This window comes from Monoglobus pectinilyticus, assembly GCF_002874775.1.
GTDB classification, from domain to species: Bacteria; Bacillota; Clostridia; order Monoglobales; family Monoglobaceae; genus Monoglobus; species Monoglobus pectinilyticus.
This window is the reverse complement of sequence record NZ_CP020991.1, coordinates 2194446-2214974: the sequence shown is the minus strand read 5'-3', so window position 1 is coordinate 2214974 and position 20529 is coordinate 2194446. Positions and strand designations below refer to the sequence as shown.

Here is a 20529-nt window from a genome sequence, read left to right as displayed (position 1 = left end):
TAAATAACCTCTTAATCTTTGTCATATAAAAATCGGGAGGATTGACCCTCCCGACCTGATATTATGTATTTACTAATCAGTATACTTCTTAAACACGATAGAAGCATTATGTCCGCCAAATCCTAATGAATTCGATATAGCATAATTTATTTCAGACTTTCTGCCCTTATTAGGAACATAGTCCAAATCACATTCAGGGTCAGGGGTTTCGAGATTAATCGTAGGCGGCAAATAGTCGTCTTTAACAGCAAGTGCTGTAATTATTCCCTCAACTCCGCCGGCAGCGCCAAGCATATGTCCCGTCATGGATTTGGTTGAGCTTACAGCCAGCTTATATGCATGGTCCCCAAAAACAGTCTTAATTGCTGCAGTTTCAAACTTATCATTATAAGGTGTTGATGTTCCATGAGCATTTATATAGTCAATATCTTCAGGTTTTATTCCGGCGTCTTTGACAGCCAGTGCTAAACACCTTGCACCGCCTTCACCTTCAGGAGCAGGAGCCGTCATATGATATGCGTCATTCGTTGAGCCATATCCAACAAGTTCTGCTATTATGTTAGCTCCTCTCTGAAGCGCATGTTCCAAACTTTCGATTATAAGAATACCACTGCCTTCGCCCATAATAAAACCATCTCGATTAGCGTCAAAAGGTGAACATGCTTTCTCAGGTATATCGTTTCTGGTTGTTAAAGCCTTCATTGATGAAAATCCAGCCAAAGCAAGTTCATTTATAGTAGCCTCAGCTCCGCCCGCTATTATAACGTCAGCGTCTCCGCGCTGAACGGCAAGCATTGCATGACCAATAGAATCAGTTCCGGAAGCACACGCAGAAACAGTAGTCATATTAATACCTTTACAATTAAACATAATTCCAATTTGACCTACGGCCATATTTGAAATCATCATCGGTATCATAAATGGAGAAACCTTTCCCGGCCCCTTCTCAAGCATTCTTTTATGCTGTTCACATAAGGTGTTTATTCCGCCGATTCCGGATCCAACCATAACGCCTACTCTAGTTGGGTCTTCACTGTCCATATCAAGTTTTGCGTCCTCAATAGCCATTTTAGCTCCGGCAACCGCATACTGTACAAACAAGTCCATACGCTTAGCTTCTTTTTTATCAATATAATCTGTAACCTGAAAGTCTTTGACCTCAGCTCCAACATGACATGCAAAATCTGTTGGGTCAAATCTTGTAATAGTGCCAATGCCTGATACACCGTTTTTAATATTTTCCCAAATTTCTTCTCTGCCTATACCAACCGGGGTAACTCCCCCAACGCCTGTTACAACCACTCTATTCATATTTATCCTCCTATTTCAATCCGATGCACAGCATCAAAATAAATAACCATTGCCCGCAAAAATATGCAGGAAAACAAAATCAAATACGATTTAGACACGGTCAAATCATATAGAGACTTGCACCGCATAACATCAAGCCGAATGCAAACTTCTATATAATTCATACCGAGTCTGGAAACCCGCGGAGATTTTTTAATCTCCGCAGTCCAGCCTATTGCATAATTAGTCTTGATGTTCTTTAATGTATTCAACAGCATCTTTAACCGCTGTAATCTTTTCAGCATCCTCATCAGGAATCTCTATGTCGAATTCTTCTTCAAGAGCCATCATTAATTCAACAATGTCAAGAGAATCTGCTTCCAAATCATCAATAAATGATGCTTCCATAGTTACAGCGTCCTCTGATACTCCGAGCTGATCAACTGTGATTTCCTTTACTTTTTCAAAAATTTCCATTTCAATTCTCCTCCAAAATAAAATTTCATTTTTATTTATATAAATTTATTTTTACTATAAATAGTTATATCACATTACAAGTCCGCCGTCAACATTTATTACTTGACCTGTAATATATTCTGATTTGTCACTGCCAAGGAATACTGCTAAATTAGCTATATCCTCAACTTGTCCAAATTTTTTAAGCGGAATAGAATCTTTGTAAGACTGCTGTATATCCTCACTGAGCTTATCAGTCATAGGTGTTCTGATAAATCCTGGAGCAATTGCATTACAGCGTATATTACGCGAAGCAAGCTCTTTGGCAACAGATTTAGTAAGACCTATTAAGCCAGCCTTAGAAGCTGAATAATTAGCCTGACCTGCGTTGCCTGTCACGCCGGATACAGACGCCATATTTATTATAACGCCGTTTCTTTGCTTCATTAAAGTACGTGTAGCTGATTTAATAACATTAAACGCTCCCTTCAAGTTAACAGTAAGAACAGCGTCCCAATCAGACTCGCTCATTCGCATAATAAGATTATCCCTTGTTATACCTGCATTATTGACTATAACATCAACGCTTCCAAATTCATCCTTTGCAAACTTTATCAGTGCGTCAGTATCATCCGGTTTTGAGACATCACCCAATATGTATTTAGCGTCTCCTCCCAATGCTTTTATTTCATCACATACCGCCTGAGCGGTTTCAGCCTGGCCGTCTATATTTATATCAAACACGACTACATTTGCACCCTCAGCGCCAAACTTAAGAGCTATTTCTCTGCCTATTCCTCTGGCACTTCCGGTAACTATAACACACTTATCCTTAAACTCCACTTTCACTACCTCCGATTGTTAATTATAATTGGCAGTCAAACTTTTCAAAAAATATTTATCTAACTCTATCTGAAAAAACAGAACCTTTATTATAAGCTTAATGCCTCTTTTGTCTTTTCTAATGACGCCATATCTTCAATATTTAAAATAGTTTTAGTCTTATCTATTCTCTTTACAAAACCGCTCAGAGCCTTTCCGGGTCCTATTTCAATAAATGTGTCTACTCCGTCAGCTATCATTCTTTTTAAACTTTCTTCAAATAATACTGAGCTTGAAACCTGACGAACCAAAAGCTCTTTTATTTCATCCTTGCTCTTTATGTAATCACCTGTCACGTTGGTAATTATCGGAACATCCATTTCAGATACAGTGACATTTTCAAGTTCTTTTCCGAGTTTCTCTCCGGCACCCTTTAACATACTGCAGTGAAACGGCGCTGAAACAGGCATTAGCATAGCGCGCTTAGCGCCTTTTTCCTTTGCAAGTTCACACGCGTATTCAACAGCCGCAACCTCACCGGCCACGGTAATCTGTCCCGGACAGTTAAAGTTTGCCGGCTCACATATTCCTTTGCTTGAAGCCTGCTTACATATTTCTTTTACATCCTCAGGCGTTAACGCAATTATCGCAGCCATTGCGCCTACTCCCAAAGGAACTTCCTCCTGCATATACTTGCCTCTCTTCTTAACAAGCTTAACCGCGTCCGTAAACTCCATGCTTCCTGAAGCTACGTGAGCAGTGTATTCTCCAAGACTAAGTCCGGCAACAACATCGGGTGTAAGACCTAAACTTTCAGCCACTCTTAAAGCCGCCACAGACATAGTCAAGATGGCCGGCTGTGTATTCTCAGTTATCATTAAAGTGTCCTTATCGCCGTTCCAAACCATATCCTTTATATCAAATCCCAAAGCTTCGCTTGCGCTGTTAAAAACCTCGTCAGCTACAGGAAAGTTCTCACAAAGCTCTTTACCCATTCCAATAGCCTGTGCTCCCTGTCCTGAAAATAAAAATGCTGTTTTCATATTTATCATAGCCTTTCTGGCTCACATTGTTATAAGACCGCGTTTCTTACCGTGAGCCGGATAAGACCGCTTATGTAAAACAATAACTCTATCTAATATACAACAGTATATTTAAAATTCAACATCCTTAAAATAATCTTTAACTATCTCAGCGCATGGCTGTATCTCATGCACCATAGCTGCGCTTTGCCCTGCCATAAGAGAACCGTTTTCAATATCACCGTCTTGAAAGGCGCGTCTTAAACCGCCTACTCCAAGTTCTTCTATCTCCTCGGCAGAAGCTCCTTCTTTTTCAAGTCTCTGATATTCTTTGGTCAGCTTATTTTTCAAAGCTCTGACAGGCGCTCCAGTTGAACGTCCGGTAACAACAGCGTCTCTGTCTTTGGCCTTCAAAACAGCATTTTTGTAATTTTCATGTGCAATACATTCAGTTGAACAAATAAATCTAGTCCCAACCTGTATACCGTCTGCGCCCAAAGCAAACGCTGCCTTAGTACCTCTGCTGTCTGCATATCCGCCGGCAGACACAACCGGAATAGAAACCGCGTCCACAACCTGCGGTGTGAGAACCATGGTGGTTAGCTCACCAATGTGGCCTCCTGCTTCGGTTCCTTCAGCTATTACCGCGTCAGCTCCCGCTTTTTCCATTCTTTTAGCCATAGCTACGCTCGCTATAACCGGCATAATTTTAATTCCGGCTTCCTTCAGTCTTTCTATGTACTTGCCCGGGTTACCTGCTCCCGTGGCAACAACTGCCGGCTTTTCTTCTATAACCACTTCCATTACCTCATCGGAAAACGGAGACATCAGCATAACATTAACGCCAAACGGCTTATCTGTTAAGGTTCTGGCTTTCTTAATCTGCTCTCTGACCACGTCAGCAGGCGCACCGCCAGCCGCAATCAATCCCAAACCTCCGGCATTTGACACAGCCGCCGCAAGTTCAGCAGTGGCCACCCAAGCCATACCACCCTGTATAATCGGATACTCTATACCAAGTAATTCACAAATTCTGTTCATATTTTCCTCCTAAAGAACATGTTTACAATTCAATAAGCACACTGCCCCATGTAAGACCGCCGCCCATACTCACTATAACCAATTTTTGACCTTTTTTTATTCTGCCTTCCTCTATAGCCTGACACAAAGCTACCGGGATACATGCGGCAGACATATTTCCAAACTGCTCAACATTGGAAAATACTCGGCTTTCATCAAGACCCAGCCTCTTTCTGGCACTTTGTATTATCCTTTGATTCGCTTGGTGAGGAATAACCAAATCTATATCATCAATCGTATACCCAGCATTTTCAACCACTTCTATTGTCGAACTTACCATTGTCTTCACAGCAAACTTATATACCAACTGCCCGTCCATCCAAATAGTTCTGTAGTTTCCAAATGGACGTCTCTCTTTATCAAGCTCAGAAACTTTTAATCCACACACAGTTAAAACGTCCCCTGCGTCGCCGTCAGCACCTAAAACTGAACCCAAGACCCCTGTCTCTTCATCAGTAGCCTGCAAAATTGCAGCGCCTGCGCCGTCTCCAAACAAAACGCATGTGCTTCTGTCTTTATATTCAGTAATTTTCGTCAGAGTATCCGCTCCGATAACTAACACATTTTTATAAACTCCGTTTTCAACAAACTGAGTAGCGACAGTAATGGCGAAAATAAACCCCGGGCACGCCGCATTCACATCAAAGGCCGCAGCATTCTTGGCGCCTATCTTACTTTGCACAATACATGCGCCTGACGGCGTATACATCTCCGGCGACACTGAAGCCATAACAATAAGGTCAATCTCACTCGCATCCATGCCGGCGTCTTTTAAGGCATTTTCTGCCGCCTTTGCCGCAAGATCAGAAGCAAATGTATTTTCATCACTCATTCGGCGTTCTTTTATACCAACTCTTTGCAGAATCCATTCATCACTGGTTTCGACTATACCCTCAAAATAAGCGTTATCAAGTATCTTTTCGGGCAGATATCTGCCTACGCCCACAATTTTTGCATGCTTTTTACTCATATCATCATTGCCTTTCCTATAATATTTTCACAGCATAGATTTTTAACACTATTCTATGCCGAAGCATCAATCCATCCCTTTAAATCAATATTTATTTATATTTTCAGAAATAGTGTCCACTAGATTATTGTTCACCATATCTATAGACTGTCTGATTGCATGATAAAACGCTTTCGCATTAGAACTCCCATGCGCCTTTACTACCGGCTTTGTACATCCTAAAAGCGGAGCTCCACCGTATTCAGTATAATCAAGAGTTTTACCAAGCTCATTAATTCCGCCCTTAACCATAAGAGCCGCAATCTTAGTTTTAAGGTTTTTGAAAAAAATACCCTTCAACATTCGTTTTATTACTATTCCCATACCTTCCATAAACTTTAAAATTACATTTCCTGTAAATCCATCACACACTACAACGTCAACCGCTCCGCATGGAATTTCACGGCCCTCAATATATCCAGTATAGTTTATCGGTATTTCTTTCAAAAGCCTGTTTGCTTCTGTAACATCCTCGGTTCCCTTTTCTTCTTCAGAACCTATATTAACTAATCCTACTCTTGGATTCTTAATATGCATAATTTTCTCCATATATATAGAACCCATTATTGCAAACTGTTTTAAGAATGCCGCGCTTGACTCAACATTAGCTCCTCCGTCGACCAACAAAAAACAGCCTGTTTCAGCCGGCATTAGAGGCGCCAAAGCCACGCGTCTTACTCCCTTTATCCTTTTGACTATCAGAGTGGCTCCGGTTATCAAAGCCCCGGTGTTCCCGGCACTGACCATAACGTCTCCCTGACCTTTATGGAGCATATCAAGCCCAACCCTTAAAGACGAATCCTTTTTCTGTCTTATCGCGGTAGTCGGCTCATCGTCTCCGCTTATTACTTCCTCAGCATTTTGTATCTTTATCCTATCTCCGTTATATCCGGCCTTTTTTAAATGTTCGCTGATTATATCCTTTTTTCCTACCAGTGTAATAATTTCACCAAAATCATTTGCTGCCATTATACAGCCCTTTACAATTTCTTCCGGGGCGTTGTCTCCGCCCATCGCGTCTACTATTATATTCATATTCTCATTCCTATCTATCGCTAACACATTAATATAAAACTCTCAAAATTTCAATACATGTTACATTCATGTAACATCCCCGTTACTTAAACGTTAACAATTCCCTGTTTTTATATACATAATCTATCCCTGAAAGAACAGTCAGCACTACAGAGATTATAACCAATATCATTACAAGAAAATTGCCGAATCCCCCCTGCAATGGATCTTTTCCAACCATTACTATTTGATTTATCAGCACCACAATAATCATTGCAAATTGTGAAACAGTTTTAAGCTTTCCAAAGAAGCTGGCTGAAATAACCCTGTTTTGTTCAAGAGCCAGCATACGCATACCAGTTACAATCAATTCTCTTGCAATAATTATTATCAAAACCCATGCGTTTATATAAGGCACATCTGCAGCCAAAAAACAAACTAATGCTCCCAGTGTCAAAAGTTTATCCGCCATTGGATCCATAAGTTTTCCAAATGTTGTAACGCTGTTTGTTCTTCTGGCTATTTGACCATCAAAAAAATCAGTCACAGCCGCCAAAATAAAAGTCACCAAGGCTAAATATAAACCAACAGTGCCGCAGCTCAAGAATAAAATCATAAACAATGGTATCAGTATCACTCTAAGCAAAGTTAATTTATTAGGTAAGTTCATATTATTTCCTCCAAAAAACAATTTTATAAATCATTAATTGCACAAGTTATACCTCAGATCCAAATAAATCCATATCCATTGCCTGTTCAACTTTAACATCAACAAAATCGCCTTCATTAAGCTTTCTTCCCGATTTAAAAAACACTTTTCCGTCTATCTCCATGGAATCTGCATAAGTTCTGCCGTAATAACTTTTTATTATTTCATCACGCCCTTCAACAAGCACTTTGACAATACTTCCGATTTTGTTCTGATTCTTCATATCGTCTATTTCTGCCTGCGTAAACATTATCATTTCTTGGCGGCGCACTTTTTCTTCTTCATCAACCTGGTCAGGAAGATTATATGCAGGCGTATCCTCTTCTCTCGAATAAGTAAATACGCCGAGCCTGTCAAATTCAGCTTTTTCAACAAACTCATTCAGCTCCAAAAAGTCAGACTCGCTCTCTCCCGGAAATCCAACGATAAGAGATGTTCTTATAACTATATCGGGTATTCTCCTCCTAAGCTTACTCAACAAAGTAACTATTTGTTCCTTATCTGTTCTTCGTCCCATCCGCTTTAAAATTTTATCATTTATATGCTGAATAGGTATATCAAGATAATTACAAATTTTGTTTTCTTCTGCTATAACATCAATCAGCTCATCAGTCACAAGCTCCGGATAACAATAATGAATCCTCACCCATTCTATTCCGTCTATCCTGCAAAGCTCTCTGAGAAGTTTCGGAAGGGCATATTCATCATAAATATCAATACCATATCTAGTTGTGTCCTGAGCTATTACAATAATTTCTTTAACTCCGTCCTTAGCCATTTTATGAGCTTCATCTAAAATGTCCTCAACTTTACGGCTTCTGTAATTTCCGCGGATAGATGGTATAACACAATATGTACAACGGTTATCACAGCCCTCGGCTATCTTTAAAAAAGCTGTATATCCAGGGGTGGTACGAACCCTTTCGTGCTCACAAAGAAGCGGCTTCTCCGAACATTTAACAGGTTTATCGTCTTCGTTCAGGCAGCTTTCTATAACCTCGGCTATTCTGTCATACTCGTTAGTTCCTATAACCGCGTCAACCTCGGGTATCTCAGATAATATCTGCTCCTTATACCGCTGCGCAAGACAGCCGGTTACTATCAATAATTCAGCATTGCCGGAATTTTTGTATTGTGAAAGCTCAAGAATACAGTCAATCGATTCTCGCTGAGCATCCTCAATAAATGTGCATGTATTAACGATTATGATATTTGCATCCTCTTCATTCTCACAAATCTCATAACCGGCTTCTTCAAGTATTGACAGCATTTGTTCGCTGTCTATCTGATTTTTTGAGCATCCGAGCGACGCCATAGATATTTTTTTCAAATCGGCTTTCTCCTTAAATTTCAATCTAATCCTCTAAGTAAAACTCTATATCTAACTCATCCAAAACGGTTCTTATCTCACTGAGCGAAAAGCCTCGGCGTGCCAGCATGGTTCTGAATTTTTCATACTCTTTTCTTGTAGTAATATCAGCAACCTGCAGCCTTTGCTTTACAAATTCACGCAAGGCATTCTCCGGGTCAACATCAGCCTCATCAAACGCGCGGTCAATTATTGAAGACGATACGCCTTTGCGCAAGAGTTCCTGCCTGATACGAAAAGTCCCCTTGTATCCTATGTTTACACCATCAGCAATATAACAGTCAGCATAATGTTTGTCATCTAAAAAACCTTCACTGATAAGTTCACTTACTATACTCTCCGCCAATTCTGAACTATAGCCTTTACGGCGCAGTTTATCAAAGATTTCTCTTGAGGTATACATTCTTGAAGCGAGAAATCTCATAGCAAGTTTTTTCCCTTTTAATATCTCATCCATCATTTTTATCACTTACCTAAATAGAAGTATTCAAAACAATTTATTTTTTCTTCTTTGGTTTTTCTAATCCTGCAACAGGCTTTTCGTCAAACATGCTCTCCGCCTCTTCTCCAATCATAGGCAGTCCGGCGCTTTCACGAATCTTATTTTCTATCTCATCAGCAAGCTCAGGATTATCCTTTAAAATAGACTTAACAGTTTCACGTCCCTGTCCCAGCCTTTCCTCATTATAACTGAACCACGAGCCGCTCTTTTTAACTATATCCATATCAACGGCAACGTCAAGTATATTTCCTTCTCTTGATATTCCCTCACCATACATAATATCAAATTCAGCTTCTTTAAACGGCGGAGCAACCTTATTTTTAACTACTTTTATTCTTGTTCTGTTTCCTATAACTCCGCCGTCGCCTTTAAGACTTTCGATACGTCTGACATCGAGCCTTACGGAAGCATAGAATTTCAGCGCACGTCCGCCGGTAGTAGTCTCAGGATTGCCAAACATAACCCCAACTTTTTCACGCAGCTGATTTATAAAAATTGCAGTTGTATTAGACTTCGAAATAATACCTGCCAGCTTTCTGAGAGCCTGAGACATCAGTCTTGCCTGGAGCCCCACATGAGAATCACCCATAAGCCCTTCAATTTCTGCTTTAGGAACAAGCGCTGCAACAGAGTCAATAACTATTACATCAACCGCACCGCTTCTTACAAGCTGTTCGGTTATTTCTAAAGCCTGTTCTCCGGTATCCGGCTGTGATACTATCAAATCATCGGTCTGAACTCCCAAAGCCTCAGCATAAATAGGGTCAAGAGCATGTTCGGCGTCTATAAACGCTGCTTCTCCGCCCATTTTCTGCACTTGTGCTACCACATGCAGGGCAACAGTTGTCTTACCTGACGATTCAGGTCCATATATTTCAATAATCCTGCCTCTGGGTATTCCGCCGATTCCCAATGCAATATCAAGTGACAAAGCCCCGGTAGGGATTGCCTCAACATTTGCATCAGGCTTTTCTCCAAGACGCATTACAGCGCCGGATCCATATTGTTTTTCAATATGACTCAGTGCAAGGTCAAGAGCTTTTTTCTTTTCTTCATTCATTACATTTTCCTCATTTCTATAATACACCATATAGGTTATATGGTATTTATCTTTATGTGAATTTATCTAATGATAGTATTATAAGTTACCGTTAAATTCATGTCAAGCGATTTTTTATGAACATTTCTATATGTTGTTCAATTGTAACAACAAAAACACCAAATAATCTGTCCATTTGACAAAATCATATTTTATCCTATAAAAAATTATTTTGACTATTCATTTTTATATGTGTATAATTGGCTAAAGGAGGTAATATTCATGAATATTTCAGAAGCAATAAATAACCGTCATTCAGTTAGAAAATATACTAATCAAATTATCCCAAATAATATTATAGAGGAACTAAAGTCTGAGGTAGAAGTTTGCAATCACAAAAGCAATCTCAATATACAGCTGATTACTAATGAACCGGAAGCTTTCAGTGGTTTTACGGCACACTACGGCATGTTCAAAAATGTTACAAACTATTTTGCCATGGTGAGCAAATCAGATGTTAATCTTGATGAAAAAATAGGTTATTACGGAGAACACTTAGTGCTGAAAGCTCAACAGCTGGGTCTTAATACCTGCTGGGTAGCTGCAACATATAAGAAAAAGAAAAGCAGCTATACTGCCGGAGACGGTGAAAAACTGGTCTGCGTAATCACTCTAGGCTATGGTCAGACCCAAGGGAAACCGCATAAAAACAAACCCATAGAAAAAGTCTGCGATTATAATGAAAACATCCCCGACTGGTTTTTAGCAGGAGTAAATTCCGCTATGCTGGCACCAACAGCAATGAACCGGCAAAAATTTTTCTTTTCACTCAATGATTTAGAAGTCAGCGTTAAGTCTTTTGGCGGCGCTTACTCAAAAATCGATTTGGGAATTCTAAAATATCACTTTGAAACCGCCGCCAATAGTATAAATAAAAATTGGAAGTTTATATAATAACTAGCTGAGATTATTTGCAATCAAAGTACCAAAAGAATTTTTCCTGTGAGCGCTGCGCACCAAAGCTCGGCACTCGCTAAGCATATTATCAATACCATTCCAATTTTCATTAATAGCATTCTCCAACAGTTTTTCCTCAAGCAGGTGCGACTGTATTACTAAACTGTAATACAATTGTGTATCTGCATCGTCACTTTCACATATCACCGTAAGAAGTTTAACCGTATTCTCATACTTCTTCCAGAGCTGTTTTGTTGCAGCAGACCTTCTAAATGGCAATATCAAACGGTTTGCTGCCACTGCTGCTAGAATTCCTACTGCAATATACACTATTCGAACCACAGCCATGCTCCCAACGTCATACCAGCCAAAACCGTTCATAAAGACAGCCCCGCCCAAAGCGCCGATTGTTGAACACGCAAATGTTCCGGTATAACCCGAAAAATAGTAACTGATATATCCCGAAAACATCATGAGAGCTGTACGCCCGACAGCTGACGGAACTAAAGCATATGAGGCCATACCTATTACACATCCGATAACGCTTGCTGTAAAACGCTGTCTCGCCTTTTTCCCAACATCATCAGCATATGGCAAAGAAACTGAGGCAATAGTAAACAAAAGCCACTTTCCATGGGGCAGTCCCAAAAGCTGCACTATTAAAGTCGCCGCTGAGAGCAAAACTGCAACCCTAAGCGCATACACAACACGAACAGGACTCAGATTTAATGCCGCTTTTAAACGCACCGCAAATGATAAAACAGTTCGGCGGTATTTAACCCGACGTTTAGGATCTGTCATTCGTTTTAAATGTATAGCTATATATTCTACGCACCTAAAAATTTCCTCAATCTCCACTGAAGAATTACTTCCGGCAAAATCAGAGAAATCCATATCTTTTAAGCAATTCACTTCACGCTGCACAAATGCACGGAATTCCTTAAGTTTTTCTTTAACTTTCTTTAAAATCTCAATTCTGTCAGGCGTTATCGGACCGGTCATTTCATATAAAACCAATATTAGATTTTCTAATCCCCTGGCACTGTCTATCATGGCAAAGTTGGCGTCAGACACACATAAAACCCTTTTTCTGCGCTCATAGACCATTTTACAAAGCTTATACAAATTTTTGCGGACCTCTTCTAAATCTGCCGGTTTACCGGCTCCGTCAATTAAACACTGAGTACAAACCAAAGCCTCGTCTATTATTACAGTCAGCGAATCCCTCGTTGTATCAACAACCCGTTTTCTTCCTTTGACAAACTGATATACCATTATACACAGAGCGCCCGCCAGCATACTCAAAACACGTTTCGGCAGCTGTTCCAAGGTAACAGGTCCAATAAAAATCATAAACAAGTAGGATAAAATATATGGAAAATATAGATTACTAGCGTACTCATATGTAAAAGAATATAATATTATCGTTATCATAATAAAATTAATTATAAGAGCAATCCACGGGTTAAGAATCACTACCAAACAGGCAGAAACCGCCATAGCCACCAAAACCGAAGATTGAATCACTAAATGTTTTAAAGGCGTAGAAGTCAAATCTCTCATCATTGATGAAGCCATCAATATAGTTAATATAACTCCGACTATATTATTTTCCTGACCAAATACTGTTTGAAACACTGATATAAACAACACTATAAAAATAAAATCCAATGTATAAGATTTAAAATTTTCTTTAATATTTTTTCCAGCGTTTTTTAAATTTTCTATAATAAAATCCTTTCCCATATTCATCCTCTTTCCTCGTCTAACAAACATTTGTTAAACTAAAATGAAAAACCAAACCTTTTTCAATGATGAAAAGATTCAGCCTTCATATAATATTATAATAACATAATTCTAAAAAAGCAATGGGATTTAAAAAACAAAATAAACAATAAAATAGGATTGACATACACACATTTTTTATGACGGTATAAATATTTTTCGATTTATATAAAATATCTTTGTTTTTTATTATATTTATATTTGTTAACAGAATAATTTTATTTTTTCACGTAACGCAATAAAGATTTTTTAACCTGGAAAGTATATAGCATTGAACACTGCGTTTTCAGATAATAGCCCACCTAACGCGGCAAACTACGTTTGCCCTTCCGAGGTTCACTGAAAATCCTGATTTTTGTGTATTTATTTATACCGAAAACTCAGTTTTTCTATAAGTAATCAACCGGAATTCGAGAAATCTTTATTAACTGCAATTTACAAAGTCAACGGAAAAGTTCAAGGCTTTTCATCTTGAAGCACAGATTCAAGATGAAAATAGAAGGATGTATATCATCACAACTAAGTAGTTTTTGATATTGAATAAAAAACCTTAACAAAATTCTGTATACTATAATTGTCATCACACACTTAGCATATATAGGTGAGCGTGTGATATGAACATAGAGTAAATTTTAAAACTTACCTAGGATGCGTGTCTTACCAGCAAAAAATCTGCTTTAATTATATATTAATGTTGAAGCAGATTTGTCGGAATAAGTTAACATTTTACATATTCACACCTCAATTGGGGTTACTAACACTTCAGGTTTAATAAAAAAAGTCCGTGCATATAATATATTTGAAAGCACACAGTAACACTTCTCCATTAACACGCTATTTTTATTATAAAATACAAAAAACAGCCGCAAATGAACTAACTTCAAAAGCTCGATTTTTATTCCAACTTTTAAAGCAATCTCGAAATGCGGCTGTTTATAATTTAAAATCTAAAATCTCGGCTTCCATGAACAATCTTATCCAAATAATCAATAGTTGTTTCTCTAACCTTATCATTTGGAATTTTCTTAACTTCAGCGGCAATAACTTTGTCGCCTTTTATTTTGGTATCTTTTGAAGCATAATCCTCAAGATACTCTTTAAGCGTCAAAAGTGCGTTAGGCTGACAGCAATTCTGTATAGCTCCCGATTTTGCCAAAGGCATAAAACGGTCTCCTGTTCTGCCCTGACGATAACAGGCAGTACAGAAGCTGGGTATATATCCAAGCTCCAACAGCCAGTTAAGAACCTCATCCAGTGTTCTCGTATCGCTTCTGTCAAATTGGGCAGTGTTATTTTCGTCAGTTTCTTTCTCCACATATCCCCCAACGCTGGTGCTTGACGCTCCGCTTATTTGTGAAATTCCAAGCTGCAGGGCTTTTTCACGGCTCTTTTGGCTCTCTCTGGTTGAAATAATCATACCGGTATATGGTACTGCAATTCGAATAACAGCAATTATCTTTTGGAATATCTCATCTGAAACAGCGTTTGAAAAATCTTCAACGTCAATATCATCAGCCGGACAGATTCTCGGAACACTGATAGTGTGCGGACCTACCCCAAAAGCTGCCTCAAGATGCTCGGCATGCATTAGAAGACCAACAAAGTCATATCTGTACAAATTTAATCCGAACAGCACGCCGCAGCCCACGTCATCAATACCTCCCTGCATAGCTCTGTCCATAGCCTCAGTATGATAAGCATAATCATGTTTAGGACCGGTGGGATGAAGATTCAGGTAATTTTCTTTGTTATACGTTTCCTGAAACAATATGTATGTGCCTATTCCGGCGTCTTTCAGCCTCTTATAATTTTCAACAGTAGTCGCCGCTATATTCACATTAACTCTGCGTATAGCACCATTTTTGTGTTTTATGCTGTAGATGGTGTCTATACATTCCAGTATATATTCAAGCGGATTGTTGACCGGATCCTCTCCGGCCTCCAAAGCCAAACGCTTGTGACCCATATCCTGCAGCGCTATCGTTTCCGCTCTCACTTGTTCCTGTGTCAGTTTTTTGCGGCATATGGTTTTATTTTTTGCATGATACGGGCAGTATACACAACCGTTAACGCAATAATTTGAAAGATACAGCGGAGCAAACATAACTATGCGGTTTCCATATATCTTTTGTTTTATCTCCCTGGCTAACTCAAACATCTCCTGGTTTAAGTCCTCCAGTTCACAATCCAAAAGAACAGCGGCTTCCCTGTGATTCAGTCCCTTTCTTTCCCTTGCTTTTTCAATTATTGATTTAATCAGCGTTCTGTTTGTCTTATTTTCTGAGGCATATTTCAGCGTATCGTTTATCTCTCCGTCATTAATAAATTCCTCTGCCTTTGATGACTTCACATCATACTTATAGTTTTCCATAATATTATCTCCTTATAAAAATTTACTGTGTTTTATACTTTTGTATACTGAACCTTGACAGATACGTCATCAAGCATCCCCAGCTTGCCCGACAAGGATGAAATTATATTCACCGGGGCGTCAATTACAAGACTTATAATAGCCACACCGCGGTTTTTATACGGTATACCCATTCTCCCGACTATATAATCACTGTAATCATGGATTATACGATTTATTTTATCAGTGATATCAAGATTTTCTACAATAATTCCAACAAGCGCTATCCTTGTATCTTCAAGTTTTTTTACATTTTCCATTTTAATCACCCTCTTTACAAAATAAAAAATCCTCCCGCAAAGCGAAAGGATTCTGTCACCTATTTGATTTATTCAAAAAAGGCGCCCATGCACGCACGTAAACTTGTCATACAAACGCATGACAGCCATTTATCCTTCGCCTTTTCACGCGGGCAAACCCTTGTGGTCAGAACGAATAACTATCTTAATACAAGTTTAACATATTAGTCTCAACAGGTCAATAGGAAATCATTTAAAAATACTTACACGGTTCCTGTCAAGTATTTTTGACGTTATCGTAATTAATAATCTTCAAATACTTCAGTCAGCATCCCTGTCAAAATATAAACGCCGAACATAGAATTTTTACTGGTATTATATTATTTGCAATGTTCAGCTGCTTTGAAAGTTTTCAGCCACTTTTGTTATATCTGTTCAAAATAGTATTTGTCGATTATATCATCCATCTCAAGTTTCATTTTATATATATCATCATATTTCAGGTTCTCATTTTTAACCAACTCAGCCATCCGCTGTCTCAATACTTGAATATCCTGTTCCATAATATAATCCTCCCATAAAATAATATAAATAAAATAATTTTTAACGTAAACAATATTACTCATCTATGTCATCATTATCGTCTTTAGGTTCTTCAAGACTGCTCTTTTCAATCCCTTTCGGTTTTCCAACGCTGATTTTGATATTCTTGTGTTTTAAAAACCGCCCGGCGGCTATTCCTGCAAGCCCCAAGAAAACTGACATAAGAGCAACAACCTGAGAAATTCTAAGCGGACCTAGGTATAGCGAATCGGTTCTAAGCCCCTCTATCCAAAATCTTCCAATACCATACCAAAGAATGTAGCCTAAAAATATCTCTCCGTTAAACCCTTTATGTTTTCTGTAAACAAGAAGTATGATAACCCCGGCTAAATCCCACAATGATTCATAAAGAAAAGTAGGGTGCACAGACTCCGCATATGTAACCCCGTCGGACGCAATCGTCATCGCCCAAGGCAGTGTTGTAGCCGTTCCAAATGCTTCACCGTTTACAAAATTGCCCCAGCGCCCTACTGCCTGTCCTATCAAAAATCCGACAGCAAGAATATCCAAAACCGCTCCCAAATTTATTTTCTTTTTCAGACAATATACAAGCACCACAATACCGGCGCCTATTAAACTTCCATAAACTGCTATACCGCCGTTCCTAATATCAAAAATACTCAGCAGATTGTCCCGGTATTGGTCAAAGCTGAAAATAACATAATAAAGTCTTGCACATATTATAGCAACCGGCACGCAAATCAAAAACATATTTAAAAGGTCGTCCTGCTTTAATCCGCACCTTTTAAATTCGCGTATGCCGTAAGCAAGAGCAATAATCATTCCCAGCGCTATTATAAGCCCATACCAGTAGATATTAACATTTCCTATACTGAAAGCCGCACGGTTTATGCTGAAATTAAGCCCCAAATTGGGGAAAGAAATATTGTTTACCATTATTTCTCCCCCTCATTTTGGCTATCGTCCGGCAAAATTGTTGACAAAACACAGTTTGACAAATCAAAGTGGTTTTTAAGGCGCTCGTTTACCGCCACATCGGGAACGGAGTCTATAGCCGCCGCATACTCAAGTGGATTAACCCCTTTAAGCAGAAGCCGGATAAATGAATTTCCCATAGCCTCAATACTGTTAAACACTTTAATAAGCGAAGCCTTTGCAACCTTTTTAGCCCTTTCTATTTCATCATGACTTAGTCCCGTATCCTGCGCTTTCTTAATATGCTCCTTAACTCTTCTGTAGACCTCTTTAGGGTCTTTGGATTCTCCGCCGATCATTGTGAAGCCATAGCGCTTTTCCAGCTCGGTTTCAGCCCCAAAACTGCTGTCTATCAATCCATCGCTGTATAATTCCATATAGAAATCACTGCTCTTTCCGAACAGTATATCCAAAATTATATCTGTTGAAATTTCACGGCACAAAAGCTCTTCTCCGCCGTTAAAAGGAGTTATATCCTTAAATCCTATCTGAAACATTGGTTGAGATACAACCAGCTTCTGCTCAGTAAACTCTTTCACACGGCTTTCCGGCTCAGCAATTTTAGGTCTTTCAATGATTCCCAAATTTCTGTCGGAGCTGATATGCTTATCAAGGCTCTCTAAAACCTTTTGAATTTCTATATCTCCTGCCAGCACCAAAATCATATTTCCGGGATTGTAAAAAGTATTATAGCATTTATATAAAACGTCATCGTCAATCTCAGCAATACTATCAACAGTTCCGGCAATATCTATTTTTACAGGGTTATTATGAAAAAGCGCGGTAAGCGTGTTAAAAAACACCCTCCAGCCAGGATCGTCGTCATACATTTTTATTTCCTGACCTATTATTCCTTGTTCTTTCTCAACATTTTCCTTAGTAAAATACGGATGATTTACAAAATCAATTAAAATATCCAAATTCTCATAAAACTTATCAGTACAGCTGAACAAATAAGCTGTCAGGTCAAAACTTGTAAACGCATTGCTGGAAGCCCCTGTCAGCGCAAAACTGTCAAATGCGTTGCTGCCGTCAGGCTGTTCAAACATCTTGTGCTCAAGAAAATGAGCTATTCCGTCAGGCACTACAGTGGTCTGATTCTCTCCCGGAACAACAAACTCTCTATCGGTTGATCCATAGTCCGTTCCATAAATAGCGTAATATTTACTGAACCCCTTTTTCGGGAACACATAAACTCTAAGCCCGCTGCTGTGCGTTGCAAAAAGCATTTCCTCGTCTAAGTTCTCGCTATACAGTCTTTCAATATTGTATCCTCCCATTATTCGTCACCTCCGTCACTTGCACAGCCTTTAAGAAAATACACAGTATCTATCTCTACCTTGTTGAAAGCTTCAACAATTTCTTCTTTAGTAACCTTATTGGTCATTTCTATCAGGTCGTCTATCTCGCCCTTATTATCCATAATCGCCTGAGATAAATAATAGTCTTCCATTGTTCTCAAACCGTCTTTCATGGAGTTGAAACCATTAGTCAGATACAGCTTTGAATTCACTACCTCGCTGTCAGTTATATCACCGCTTTTCATTTTATTAAACTGAACCAGTATCTCGTCATAGGCCGCCTGATATTTGTCAGTTTCAATGCCGCTGCTGATAAACATTGTGCTCTTAAACCTCTCTGTTCTCACAGAAGCATAATATGCAAGGCTCAATTTTTCACGAACGTTGGTAAACAGTTTTGAAAACGGACTGCCGCCGAAAATACATCCGCCGAGCATAAGCGCATAATATTCTTTGCTTGTAGGTTCTATACCACACTTTAACCCAATACAAAGCTTACTCTGAACAACTGCTATTTCCTCAACTATTCTGTTTATTTCTTTTCCTTCCGGAACAGCGATTTTAGTCTTAACATAGCCTGAATCTCTAGGCTCAAATTCTCCGGCGAGCTCCGTCTTCAGCATTTCCACAGTTTCGTCCGAAAAATCTCCGCTGGCAAAAATATCGACTTTTGTATCGTTTATAATATGCTTATAAAACTCATATAAGTTTTTGGAGGTAATATTCGGCAGTTCTTCAGCAAAACCGGCTTCAAACATACCGTAACCCTCGCCTCCGAACATAGCTTCACGGCACTTAACCTCAACATATTCCTTTTTATCGTTTATAAGCCCCTCAATAGCATTCTTTAAATTTTCTTTTTCTCCGTTTAGATACTCTTCAACAAAACCATCATCGCCTGCAAGCGGACAGAATATAAATTCTTTCAGCAAGTCCACAATCTTTTGTGTCAGGTTCTCACCTATAAATTTATCCCTTATATACTCAACAGTGAAGTATATAACCTCGCCGTCGCCCTTGCTCCTGATACCGGCACGCAAAGTTGCGCTGTACAATTCGTCGAGGTATTTTGATATCTCATTCATGGTTTTGTGCTTTTCTGTTCCTCTTTTCATGACAGACGGCAGCAAAGCCGCTTTTGTCACCGTGCTTTTTGAAAGCGGAATATTAAAGAAAACACTGATAACATTTGTTTTAAACTTTTGTGCCGGAATTAATCTGAAATCCACACCGTTTTTAATATGCTGAATCATTCTCTTCATCCTCTATATATAAATTTAAGTTGAATAATACTCTGAATTTACATGTTTCACAAAATAAATATACCTCTGCACCATCCAGAATTTTCCTAAAATAAGTACAGAGCTTAACTTATATTATATCACCTTTTTTTATTTTGTGTCAATTTTGCTTGATTTGTAATAAAGTGTTAACCGAATATTAGTATTACCAAATTTTTATTATGTATTACAAATACCTACGCGTTGTCAATTGCCTGTTTACAATCCTTTATTATGGTTTTTGTTATGTTATTTTAATCATGTACATCAAATATTCATATAAAATAAATTAAAAAACTTACTATTTCAGATTATTTTCTGTTTTTCTAACAAGAGTCTTTTTATAATTTGTCATCTACTTATTGGACTTTACTCTGCAAAAACTACAGCAAGACATGCCGGCAGCGGATAAATTTTAGATTTTATTAAATAATAATTAGAGTTTTAGCATCATAGTTTATATATATAAATTAAACAAAACAATAAGAACCAATTTTTTATTTGGAAAATAAAGATACTTTATTAGGTCGATTAAACCTCTGCGGCGCTCTAATTCTTATACATTTATTAAACGCCTAAATTAATAAACTGCGGCTGAAATTTATTTCAGCCGCAAATTTTATTATAAAAATATTCACTTGACTATTATATTATACTTTAAATATATCATTTTTCTATTTTTTATATAAAGTTATTTTTATATTTA

19 protein-coding genes are annotated in these 20529 nt (G+C 38.4%); 1 reads left to right on the top strand and 18 read right to left on the bottom strand.

Annotated features, from left to right (window positions below; translation table 11 throughout):
- Positions 1 to 72: 72 nt before the first annotated feature.
- From fabF to recA, 11 genes are all read right to left on the bottom strand, one after another.
- Positions 73 to 1311, bottom strand: coding sequence for a beta-ketoacyl-ACP synthase II (fabF, locus tag B9O19_RS09335; RefSeq protein ID WP_102366162.1), 1239 nt, complete (start codon positions 1309 to 1311; stop codon positions 73 to 75).
- Positions 1312 to 1533: 222 nt separating this feature from the next.
- Entirely contained in the window at positions 1534 to 1767 is a 234-nt protein-coding gene (gene acpP / locus B9O19_RS09330; RefSeq protein WP_102366161.1) for an acyl carrier protein, read from the bottom strand.
- A 69-nt stretch (positions 1768 to 1836) separates the two neighbouring features.
- Entirely contained in the window at positions 1837 to 2589 is a 753-nt protein-coding gene (gene fabG / locus B9O19_RS09325; RefSeq protein WP_102366160.1) for a 3-oxoacyl-[acyl-carrier-protein] reductase, read from the bottom strand.
- Positions 2590 to 2678: 89 nt separating this feature from the next.
- On the bottom strand, positions 2679 to 3611 hold the full coding sequence (fabD, locus tag B9O19_RS09320; protein ID WP_102366159.1) for an ACP S-malonyltransferase: 933 nt from the start codon (positions 3609 to 3611) through the stop codon (positions 2679 to 2681).
- 111 nt (positions 3612 to 3722) lie between these two features.
- Positions 3723 to 4631, bottom strand: a complete 909-nt coding sequence (fabK, locus tag B9O19_RS09315) for an enoyl-[acyl-carrier-protein] reductase FabK (protein WP_102366158.1) — start codon at positions 4629 to 4631, stop codon at positions 3723 to 3725.
- Between the two features lie 22 nt (positions 4632 to 4653).
- Entirely contained in the window at positions 4654 to 5640 is a 987-nt protein-coding gene (locus B9O19_RS09310) for a beta-ketoacyl-ACP synthase III (RefSeq protein ID WP_102366157.1), read from the bottom strand.
- A gap of 84 nt (positions 5641 to 5724) precedes the next feature.
- Positions 5725 to 6714 (bottom strand): phosphate acyltransferase PlsX, encoded by a 990-nt coding sequence (gene plsX, locus B9O19_RS09305; RefSeq protein WP_102366156.1) that lies wholly within the window; start codon positions 6712 to 6714, stop codon positions 5725 to 5727.
- 82 nt (positions 6715 to 6796) lie between these two features.
- Complete coding sequence (gene pgsA, locus B9O19_RS09300; protein ID WP_102366155.1) at positions 6797 to 7363, bottom strand: CDP-diacylglycerol--glycerol-3-phosphate 3-phosphatidyltransferase; 567 nt, start codon at positions 7361 to 7363, stop codon at positions 6797 to 6799.
- A 46-nt stretch (positions 7364 to 7409) separates the two neighbouring features.
- Positions 7410 to 8732, bottom strand: a complete 1323-nt coding sequence (gene rimO / locus B9O19_RS09295) for a 30S ribosomal protein S12 methylthiotransferase RimO (protein WP_306560393.1) — start codon at positions 8730 to 8732, stop codon at positions 7410 to 7412.
- Positions 8733 to 8757: 25 nt separating this feature from the next.
- Complete coding sequence (locus B9O19_RS09290) at positions 8758 to 9231, bottom strand: regulatory protein RecX (RefSeq protein ID WP_102366154.1); 474 nt, start codon at positions 9229 to 9231, stop codon at positions 8758 to 8760.
- A 37-nt stretch (positions 9232 to 9268) separates the two neighbouring features.
- Entirely contained in the window at positions 9269 to 10333 is a 1065-nt protein-coding gene (gene recA / locus B9O19_RS09285; protein ID WP_102366153.1) for a recombinase RecA, read from the bottom strand.
- 261 nt (positions 10334 to 10594) lie between these two features.
- On the opposite strand from recA, the gene B9O19_RS09280 reads away from it, so the two are divergent.
- On the top strand, positions 10595 to 11266 hold the full coding sequence (locus B9O19_RS09280) for a nitroreductase family protein (RefSeq protein WP_102366152.1): 672 nt from the start codon (positions 10595 to 10597) through the stop codon (positions 11264 to 11266).
- A gap of 3 nt (positions 11267 to 11269) precedes the next feature.
- Here B9O19_RS09280 and B9O19_RS09275 read toward each other — a convergent pair whose 3' ends face one another.
- From B9O19_RS09275 to yfmF, 7 genes are all read right to left on the bottom strand, one after another.
- Entirely contained in the window at positions 11270 to 13015 is a 1746-nt protein-coding gene (locus tag B9O19_RS09275; RefSeq protein WP_102366151.1) for an FUSC family protein, read from the bottom strand.
- A 979-nt stretch (positions 13016 to 13994) separates the two neighbouring features.
- Positions 13995 to 15425: a [FeFe] hydrogenase H-cluster radical SAM maturase HydG gene (gene hydG / locus B9O19_RS09270; RefSeq protein ID WP_102366150.1), complete on the bottom strand. Its 1431-nt coding sequence runs from the start codon at positions 15423 to 15425 to the stop codon at positions 13995 to 13997.
- Between the two features lie 32 nt (positions 15426 to 15457).
- Positions 15458 to 15724 (bottom strand): TM1266 family iron-only hydrogenase system putative regulator, encoded by a 267-nt coding sequence (locus B9O19_RS09265; protein ID WP_102366149.1) that lies wholly within the window; start codon positions 15722 to 15724, stop codon positions 15458 to 15460.
- 404 nt (positions 15725 to 16128) lie between these two features.
- Positions 16129 to 16266 (bottom strand): Spo0E family sporulation regulatory protein-aspartic acid phosphatase, encoded by a 138-nt coding sequence (locus B9O19_RS09260; RefSeq protein ID WP_154058654.1) that lies wholly within the window; start codon positions 16264 to 16266, stop codon positions 16129 to 16131.
- A 55-nt stretch (positions 16267 to 16321) separates the two neighbouring features.
- Positions 16322 to 17203, bottom strand: a complete 882-nt coding sequence (lgt, locus tag B9O19_RS09255; RefSeq protein WP_245862916.1) for a prolipoprotein diacylglyceryl transferase — start codon at positions 17201 to 17203, stop codon at positions 16322 to 16324.
- Positions 17203 to 18522 (bottom strand): EF-P 5-aminopentanol modification-associated protein YfmH, encoded by a 1320-nt coding sequence (yfmH, locus tag B9O19_RS09250; RefSeq protein WP_245862915.1) that lies wholly within the window; start codon positions 18520 to 18522, stop codon positions 17203 to 17205. The genes lgt and yfmH overlap by 1 nt, the downstream gene beginning before the upstream one ends.
- Positions 18522 to 19796: an EF-P 5-aminopentanol modification-associated protein YfmF gene (gene yfmF, locus B9O19_RS09245; protein WP_158648971.1), complete on the bottom strand. Its 1275-nt coding sequence runs from the start codon at positions 19794 to 19796 to the stop codon at positions 18522 to 18524. The genes yfmH and yfmF overlap by 1 nt, the downstream gene beginning before the upstream one ends.
- Positions 19797 to 20529 lie beyond the last annotated feature (733 nt).